The sequence below is a fragment of the Okeania sp. SIO3B5 genome, from assembly GCF_010692555.1.
Lineage (GTDB): Bacteria > Cyanobacteriota > Cyanobacteriia > Cyanobacteriales > Microcoleaceae > Okeania.
The window spans coordinates 1-8762 of the sequence record NZ_JAAHHG010000428.1 but is presented as its reverse complement, the minus strand read 5'-3'; the positions used below and the strand labels follow the sequence as shown (position 1 = coordinate 8762).

The 8762-nt window shown below is 36.5% G+C and carries 7 protein-coding genes; 4 read left to right on the top strand and 3 right to left on the bottom strand.

What is annotated here, in order from left to right; all coding sequences use genetic code 11:
* Positions 1 to 475 precede the first annotated feature (475 nt).
* From F6K54_RS34385 to F6K54_RS34375, 3 genes are all read left to right on the top strand, one after another.
* Positions 476 to 616 carry a hypothetical protein gene (locus F6K54_RS34385; RefSeq protein WP_293088090.1) on the top strand — a complete coding sequence of 47 codons (141 nt, stop codon included), beginning with the start codon at positions 476 to 478 and terminating at the stop codon, positions 614 to 616.
* Positions 617 to 638: 22 nt separating this feature from the next.
* Complete coding sequence (locus tag F6K54_RS34380; protein WP_293088089.1) at positions 639 to 2795, top strand: tetratricopeptide repeat protein; 2157 nt, start codon at positions 639 to 641, stop codon at positions 2793 to 2795.
* Positions 2796 to 3251: 456 nt separating this feature from the next.
* Positions 3252 to 3947 (top strand): response regulator transcription factor, encoded by a 696-nt coding sequence (locus F6K54_RS34375; protein WP_293088088.1) that lies wholly within the window; start codon positions 3252 to 3254, stop codon positions 3945 to 3947.
* Positions 3948 to 4384: 437 nt separating this feature from the next.
* Here F6K54_RS34375 and F6K54_RS34370 read toward each other — a convergent pair whose 3' ends face one another.
* Positions 4385 to 4579 carry a hypothetical protein gene (locus F6K54_RS34370; RefSeq protein WP_293088086.1) on the bottom strand — a complete coding sequence of 65 codons (195 nt, stop codon included), beginning with the start codon at positions 4577 to 4579 and terminating at the stop codon, positions 4385 to 4387.
* Between the two features lie 391 nt (positions 4580 to 4970).
* On the opposite strand from F6K54_RS34370, the gene F6K54_RS34365 reads away from it, so the two are divergent.
* Positions 4971 to 5657, top strand: a complete 687-nt coding sequence (locus F6K54_RS34365; protein ID WP_293088085.1) for a response regulator transcription factor — start codon at positions 4971 to 4973, stop codon at positions 5655 to 5657.
* 445 nt (positions 5658 to 6102) lie between these two features.
* Here the strand turns inward: F6K54_RS34365 and F6K54_RS34360 are convergent, their stop codons facing one another.
* Together F6K54_RS34360 and hemG are read right to left on the bottom strand one after the other, a co-directional pair.
* Positions 6103 to 6270 (bottom strand): hypothetical protein, encoded by a 168-nt coding sequence (locus F6K54_RS34360; protein WP_293088084.1) that lies wholly within the window; start codon positions 6268 to 6270, stop codon positions 6103 to 6105.
* A 452-nt stretch (positions 6271 to 6722) separates the two neighbouring features.
* On the bottom strand, positions 6723 to 8159 hold the full coding sequence (gene hemG / locus F6K54_RS34355; RefSeq protein WP_293088082.1) for a protoporphyrinogen oxidase: 1437 nt from the start codon (positions 8157 to 8159) through the stop codon (positions 6723 to 6725).
* Between the last annotated feature and the right edge of the window lie 603 nt (positions 8160 to 8762).

Here is an 8762-nt window from a genome sequence, read left to right as displayed (position 1 = left end):
TTCAAGGTGCTAGTTTGCTACGATTAGTAGCTAGGTTTTTAGAGCGGTTAAATACCTTTGCCGCTTTTATAAGTATAACATAAAGTTGCCCTAAAAGGGCAAGGCTTTAAACCCAATTTTTCGGTAAAAGTTTTCCATAATCCTAGGGCTAAACAGCAGTAATAATGATAGTAAAGGAAACTATATCATTCCAATTCAACCGGATTTTATCTAAAAACAAAAAAGATAAGATAGAGAATAGAAGCATGGAAAGTTATTGAAAATTTGATAAATTTTGACTTCGCTAAACTCAGAAAAGATTTTTATTGCTTTGATTTATACATTAATAATTTTAAATCAATATAAATTTAAAATTTCAACCCTATTTATTGCTTTTTTCCTTCATACCTAATAATCTCTAATTTTTTATATTTTAGAATTATAAAATTAGTACCAAGTTCATAAGAAGTTGTATAAAATGATAAATTAATCAGAATTGAGTTTAGATCCAGATAGACAAGTTAATAAATTTAATAATTCTGTGCCATCTCACACAAAATTGGTTAACACCCAACACCTACCACCTAAAACCTACCATCTACTAACTAAAACCTACCACCTAAAACCTACCACCTAAAACTTACCCCCCTAATAGAACTGTGATAGACACTGAGTCCACAACAATTTCTCAATTGAATTGGCAAATCTATCAACGCTTAAAACAAGCTCTATCATTAAATCTACGTCGCCAAATTTTTATAGCTGTATGTGATAATCAACAATTAAGAAACAACCTAGTTGAAAACCTAGAAGTAGATTTAACCAATACTATTGACTACACAGAAAAAACGCCAAATAACAATAAAAATATTTTATTTGTTACTCTCAACTTAAATCTAAATAATCCTAATCCAGTAACTCAAATTAATCAATGGTTTACCGAAAATTCTGAATATCAAAAAACACAAGAATATCAAATATTAGGATTTCAAATTATTGGAGTAGAAAGCTTAACCAAACAACCCTCAACAGTTCAATGGTCATTTATTAGTAATCTCAAAAAAATAGAAACAAATCTATCTACCCTAGAATCCAGTATATTACTTTGGGTAAATCGACCTTGGCTCAATACTATCAAACAGTCCGCCCCAGAATTTTGGCATTGGCACACAGGAATATTTGAATTTGAAGGAGACCCCACCCCAATAGCTCCTAGAAAAAATAAATCATCATTGCCAAATCAACAAAACTCTAAATCTTTCTTATCTCCAAAAATTAGCCCACCTTCCATCAATACTGTAAGACCATTAATGGCATTAGAACAAAAGTCTTACACTACTATTGATGTTGAATCAAAAAATCTGACAGTTCATCTTCTCCCACCCGCTCCACAAAAATTACCAGAGTTACCCATTGGCCTTGACCAAGAACGGGAGAATGTCCCACTTCCAAAGTGGGAATTAGTTGAACTAGCAAATTTAGTATGGTCAGAAATTTCTAGAAAGTCTGGTGAAGAAAAAACATCCCTAGAAAAACAACAGTTTCAAATTCTCAAACAGATTCAAGATTTAAATAAGTCCAAATATCCATCTCCAGAACTAGCCATAGCTTATCAAGCTTTAGGGGACTTTCATCGCGATCGCGTCTTAACAGGGGAAGTATCAGAACAAAGCTTAATTATTGCCATTCGTGCTTATGAAATGGTAATCGAGTGGACATTTCAAGATACAGGAAATATGAGCCAATTTTCTCCATCCCAGATTCCTGTTCTTGACATTCTCAACGATCTTGCCACTCTTTACTGGATGTTATCTCGTCAAATCAAATCTAGTAAGTCTGATTCATTAGTTTATTTAGAGCGAAGCATTATTTTATATCAAATGGCTATAGGTGAGATTAACCCATCTCAGAAAGAGACTTATGCCAGATTACAAAAAAACTTAGGTCTAGCTTACGGAGATTTAGCTAATTATCAAGAAGCAGAAAAGAATTGGGAAAAATCAGTTATGGCCTATCAAGAAGCAATCTTGTATTTAGATACAGTGACTCATACTCAAGATTATGCTTCGACCTTAAATAATTTAGGTGCAGCTTATTGGAATTTGGCTCAACATACTCAAGCAGTGGCTCATTTACAAGGAGCAATTTCAGCTTATGGTGAAGCTATTGATTACTTTACCCCAGAAATTGAACCTCTTAACTATGCCATGATTCAAAATAACTTGGGCATAGCTTATTGGAATTTAGCTCAATTTCAGCAAGAGCCATCAGAAACTTTGATGTTAAAAGCTGTTGATGCTTATTTAGAAGCTTTAAAATATCGAACTCCAGAAATTGCTCCCCTTGCTTGTGCTGCAACAAAAAATAACTTAGGTACTACTTATTGGCATTTGGCCAAGCAATTTGAGGAACATCAAATACGAGCTCAACTTTTCCATCAAGCGATCGCTGCTTATTCCCAAGCTATTAGTGTAGCTCAACATTTTTCTCCTTCTCAGCTTACTTTTGATTTGTTGGCCACTTATAATAATGTTGGACTTGCTTATTATCAAATAGCTGTAGAAGCCAACATTACATCAGACAAAGACAGTCAAATGAGTAATTTAGAATCAGCTTTGGATTATCACTTACTGGCTTATACTGGCGAGCAACAAAATCGTATCAATAATGAAGTAGTACAAGGAAAAGAAACTACTGTAAATTATATTGTCAGGACTATCCGTACATTTTACAACAAGTATGGAATACAAGGGCAAAATGTAGCTCTTACCAAGATTCCTAGGGATATGTTACCTAAAATTTTAAGTATGTTGTAGTAAAAAAGATAAAAAATATAAGTTATAGTATTATTGCTCCAGAGGGATGAAATCTACAAATTAGTCGAGCGTTGTGATAACTCAGACTAAGAATTAGTTTCAGTAAGTTACTTTTGCTATGATATAATGATTTAGGTATATTTAGTTGTAGGTATATTTAGTTGTAGGTATAACTACTTTACTTATGCTATGACTATAGTTAGTTAATACCTAACTATTAACCAAACTTCAACTGCTCAAAAATATATCTAAGAAAAATTTTCTCAAGAAAAAATTTTAAACTTTAGTTCTTGATTAGATTAAGTAAGTGACTACAATAAAATAATTTAGGCTTTAACTGATCGTTTAGGTTTAGTTATAAGCAATCATCAAAACCATAGTTTAGTTTGAAAAGACAATCACTTTTCCACTTTAGTTTTAAAAATATCGTACTTAGTTTATCCTGATATTTATGTCATGGCCCCTGTAAAAATCCTTGCGGTTGATGACGACCCAGCCATCCGAACTTTAATTCATCGGTATTTGAGTCAACAGAACTATCAAGTAGAGTCTGCTGGAGATGGTAAAACAGCTCTAGAATTATTTAATAAATTTTCACCAGACTTAGTAGTGTTAGATGTAAACTTGCCTGATACAACAGGGTTTCAACTTTGCAAAAAAATGCAAAGTTATACCAATGTCTTTGTGCTGATCTTAACCAGTGAGGCAGATGAGGATAGTATATTACATGGTTTTAAAGAGGGTGCAGATGATTACATCACAAAACCTTTTGGTTTAGTAGAATTAGGCGCTCGTGTGGGAGCCATATTAAAACGTCAGAGATTAGTTTCCAACTCACAACCAGAGGGCATTCAATTAGGAAGTCTGACAATTGACCCTCAGAGTAGAGAGGTTAAAGTAGATGGAGAATTAATTGCCTTGACAGCCTTGGAATTTGATATATTACACTGCCTAGCAGGTAAACCTGGCCGTGCTTGGAAGCGGTCTGATTTAATCCAGGAAGTCTGGGATTATGAATATAATGAATATACGGGAGATGAGCGAGTCGTTGACGTGCATATTGGCCAAATACGCAAAAAGCTAGATAATAATAATGACAATTCTCCAAAGATCAAAACTGTTAGAGGTATTGGCTATAAGCTTGATATTTGATTTCGATAATCATACATAAATTCAGTCAAGGAATAAAGATCGATTTGAACAAATAATATTCCAAAGGTGACATACTCCCACACTGAATCAAAGATTATAGTGTGGGCTTTTTATCAAAACCAGCTATTGCTTCGGTTACTCGATCAGCTTTACTACTGACGGGATGCCCCACCGCCAAATTTAAGTAGGGCTAGAGCAAAGCTACGATCCTGATTATAACTTTTCTAGCGAACACAATATAACTTCTGATTAAATATCAACACAAAACATAAGTTTTTTAATTTTACCTTCACTGGCTTACCATTACATTTCAGCAATACCGATTTTTCCTACTGATATCATGTCTGCTTAATTAGAGACCGAAAACTTTACTTTTTCTATTCCTTCTTGATTTCCTCCTAACTCCTGACTCCTGACTCCTTTCAAACTCTAAAATATCAAGTATGCAAACCTTGATAAATCTCAGTAGCTACTTCTGTGCCACGGCGAACACAATCTCCCAAAGCTATACCACCAGTATAATTACTGCGCAGATATAAACCAGGCAAAGATTTTAAGCCATTATTAATCCGTTCCAATTTAGAATTATGGCCTAAATTATATTGATGAATAGCACGAGACCATAAATGCACAGCGAGAACTTTTGGTTATTCAGCATCCTGTTTTAACAGAGATAGTCTAGACATATTTTAGTTATAGTTATAGATATAAGTTTAGTCATGCTATTACTATTACTAAAGTTAATACCTAAACTATTCACCAAATTTAAACTTCTCAAAAATATATTTAAAAAAAATTGTCTAAGTAAAAAAATGAAAATTTTGTTCTTGATGAGATTAAATAGACGAGTATAATAAAATAATTTAAGCTATAATTGATTGCCTTAGTTATCAGCAATCATCAAAACCATACTTTAGTTTTAAAATAGAACAAACTTTCCACTTTTGTAAAAAATATTGCTAATTCTTAATTGAAAACAGCAATTTAGTTATATAATAGTTAGTTTATCCTGATATTTATGTCATGGCCTCTGTAAAGATCCTTGCGATTGATGACGACCCAGCCATCCGAACTTTAATTCATCGGTATTTGAGTCAACAAAACTATCAAGTAGAGTCTGCTGGAGATGGTAAAACAGCTCTAGAATTATTTAATAAATTTTCACCAGACTTAGTAGTGTTAGATGTCAACTTGCCTGATACAACAGGCTTTCAACTTTGCAAAAAAATGCAAAGTCATACGAATGTATTTGTGCTAATGTTAACCAGTCTTGCAGATGAGGATAGTAAATTACACGGTTTTAAAGAGGGTGCAGATGATTACATCACAAAACCTTTTGGTTTAGTAGAATTAGGCGCTCGTGTCGGAGCCATATTAAAACGTCAGAGATTAGTTTCCAACTCACAACCAGAGGGTATCCAATTAGGAAACCTGACAATTGACCCTCAGAGTAGAGAGGTGAAAGTAGATGGAGAATTAATTGCTTTGACGGCCTTGGAATTTGATATATTACACTGCCTAGCAGGTAAACCTGGCCGTGCTTGGAAGCGGTCTGATTTAATCCAGGAAGTCTGGGATTATGAATATATGGGAGATGAGCGAGTTGTTGACGTGCATATTGGCCAAATACGCAAAAAACTAGAGAATAGTAACGATAATCCTCCAAAAATCAAAACGGTTAGGGGCATTGGCTATAAGCTTGATGTTTGATTGAAGTAATCATCTTGACTACTCCCCGGACTCAAGTCACGGGGATTCTAAGCAGATACTACGCAACACCGATAAATCCGTGTTGCTCCGTCTATTTTTAGCTGACCAAAGATATACTCTTTGGGGACAAGTCAAAGTGCCCCTACACAGTTGGCATAGCGTCTAAACTTAGCTTTCTGCTTACTTTTGTGATTATATTTGCAGCCCCGTTACAGTCTGCATTAATTAACCAATTATTACTACTTCTATACAAACCACGCTTTATTCTTTTTCCTGTTTCGCTGCGCGACATGAAAAGCGTTTGCGTAGCATTCCGTAGGAAAGCTTGTCTGAAGGACTTAGGTTTCCAATCATTGGGTTTTTCACCATAATTAGGTAGATTGTCACCATCTAAAAATGAAGCAATACTTGTATAACTTTCTTCTGTTTCTGTGAATAGAATCCCCTACTCTTCACATAATTGAGCTATTCTTTCTTTGAGTCTAGCTGTAGGAATTGGTACAAATTCTGAATTCTTTTTATGACCATTATCTATTTGATTTTTCTGACCTTTATTCCAACCAAAGACAATTGTACCAATAGAATTTTTTAAACTCCGTGGAGTGTCAAACATAACATTAAGCTAAGGAAAAAGCTCGATTTAAAGATAATATTACCAAAGTTAAGAGGTGGAGGGATAAACAGGAAACCTTAGTATCCCTCCATCATTGAATTAGTTATCATTGACATCCTCCCGACGCTGCACTTGCGTGACAGCGCGGGATTCCTAACCATCGCTGATTAGGTCTTTCTGCTTCAATGCACCAGCCTCCAAGGTCGAGCCTCTTTTCGGTCTTACGGTCGCTCCACAGACTGACACTGCTAGCCCAGCAGCCAAACTTTAAGTCTAACATACTATTGACAAAACCTCAAAATTGATTGGTTTTCCCATACGACGCTCCCCTTCGGGAGAGCGCGGGTCTTCAACCAACGTTGAGATAAAACGACCGAAAACTTCCTTATTGATTTCCTGATCCTAACTAGCTCCTAACCCCTGACTCCTGACTCCTTTGAAACTCTAAAATATCAAGTCTGCAAACCTCGATAAATCTCAGTAGCTACTTCTGTGCCACGTCGAACACAATCTCCCAAAGCTATACCACCAATATAATTACTGCACAGATATAGACCAGGTAAAGATTTTAAGCCATGATTAATTTGCTCCAATCTAGAATTATGGCCTAAATTATATTGAGGAATAGCACGAGACCATAAATGCACCGTGAGAACTTTTGGTTGTTCAGCATTACTTTTTAATAAAGTTTGGCAAAGGTCTTGATGTACCTGTTGCACGATCGCTTCACTATCTAAGTTCGCAATTTCCGGGTCTGTTGCACCCCCAATAAAGTTAGTAAAAATTTGCCATCCTGGTGGTGTCCTACCAGAAAATAAAGTAGAAGACCAAATAGTACCAAGAGTCCGGATACCTTGACCTCTAGGAATCAAATTACCAAAGCCATCTATCTTAACCTTGATAGAAGTATCAGGATATGCCAAGACTACACAAGCAACAGGAGGATAATAAAATTCATTAAAGATAGAAGCAATTTCAGGTTGCAAAGTTTTGAATAACTCTGCACAAACACGAGCGGGAGTAGAAAGAGAAATAGTACGAGTTTCTATTTGCTCAGTACCATTGGGAGTAGAAAATTCTGCTATGTAAGTTTGTTGTTCAGTCCGACGAATACCAGTAAGATACCAATTTAATTTAACTGCTTCTCCTAAATAAGAGGCGATCGCTTTTGGTAATGCCTCCAAACCACCTCGAAAAGAACCCAATTCTCCAGTTTTAGTTTTAGGAATATTAGGGTCTGGAGCAACCTTGAACTTACGATTTTTTTTAGCAGACAGCAAAGCACCAGCTACAAGTCCACCACCTAAGTTAGCCATTCTAGCCACTTTAGCAAAAGCAGCAGTAGCACTAAGTTGACTAGGGTTTCCTGCATAAACACCAGAAACGAAAGGTTCCACCAGTCGCTGCATTACTTCAGGACCAAGATGTCTCTGGAAAAATTGAGATACAGTTTCTTCTCCCCCTTGATCTGAGAGATCGCCAATAGCAGGCGATACAAAACCCAAAGCACCAACCAAGGCGCGTAGCTTACCACCATCACTCAGTAACTTAGACTGTAGCATAGCTGTTGGACTCATGGGCACTGGTAATAATTGACCATTCCAGTAAACATAGCGAGGCAGTTTGCGATCGGCAAAAACTAGCTCCTGCTTTAGGCCAACATCTACAGCCAACTTTAACAATTCCGGTGTGGGAGAAAAACTATTTGGCCCTTCTTCCCAAAGAAAGTCTCCTAAAGAAACTGTTGTGATATTTCCCCCCACTCGATTTTGGCTTTCTGCAACTAAAATCTTTAATGGGGAATTATTACCTAATTTTGTCAGTGCATGGGCTAAACTTAACCCACTAATACCAGCGCCCACAACTAAGACATCTAAAACTTCAGTCATTTTTTCCTAAAAATTTAGCTAAATCGTCGAGAAGTCTTGCGCCATAATCTCTGATTTGGCGCGAGATGAATAGGCGGTAAATTAATGGGGTTCAATGCCCCATTAATCTACAAATATTGCTTTTTGCTCAAGACTCAAAAGTTGATGTTATCATAACAATGCTCGAACTAATGTTTATAGTAATGCGGACGGCTTATTAGTACAAATTAAAGCCTAATTAGGGTTTGCTGAAAAAGTCTTTTTGTTGGGGTAGGAGACAGGAGACAACCCACCCCTAGCCCCTCCCAGGAGGGCAGTGCTGTTTCATTCTCGATAGACACGGGGACACGGGGACACGGGGACACACCAGACACACCAGACACGGGGACACACCAGACACACCAGACACGGAGACACACCAGACACGGGGATGAGGGCTTTGAATTTATGATTAAAAGTTGACTTTTCACCATTTTAGTTAGAGTAAAAGGGATGCTTAATCGCGCTCAAAATCGGCAAATTTTGGCAAATTTCACTGTTCCACAATGCCCATTACTCCCGTTCTCCCGCTCATCTTTAATCTACAATACTTTGAAACAGCCCTGCTCCCAGGAGGGGAAGACA

Excerpts from the sequence above, each read along its gene's own strand:
- F6K54_RS34375 (WP_293088088.1), top strand. The coding sequence starts at position 3,252 with ATGGCCCCTGTAAAAATCCTTGCGGTTGATGACGACCCAGCCATCCGA.
- F6K54_RS34365 (WP_293088085.1), top strand. The coding sequence starts at position 4,971 with ATGGCCTCTGTAAAGATCCTTGCGATTGATGACGACCCAGCCATCCGA.
- F6K54_RS34360 (WP_293088084.1), bottom strand. The coding sequence starts at position 6,270 with ATGTTTGACACTCCACGGAGTTTAAAAAATTCTATTGGTACAATTGTC.
- hemG (WP_293088082.1), bottom strand. The coding sequence starts at position 8,159 with ATGACTGAAGTTTTAGATGTCTTAGTTGTGGGCGCTGGTATTAGTGGG.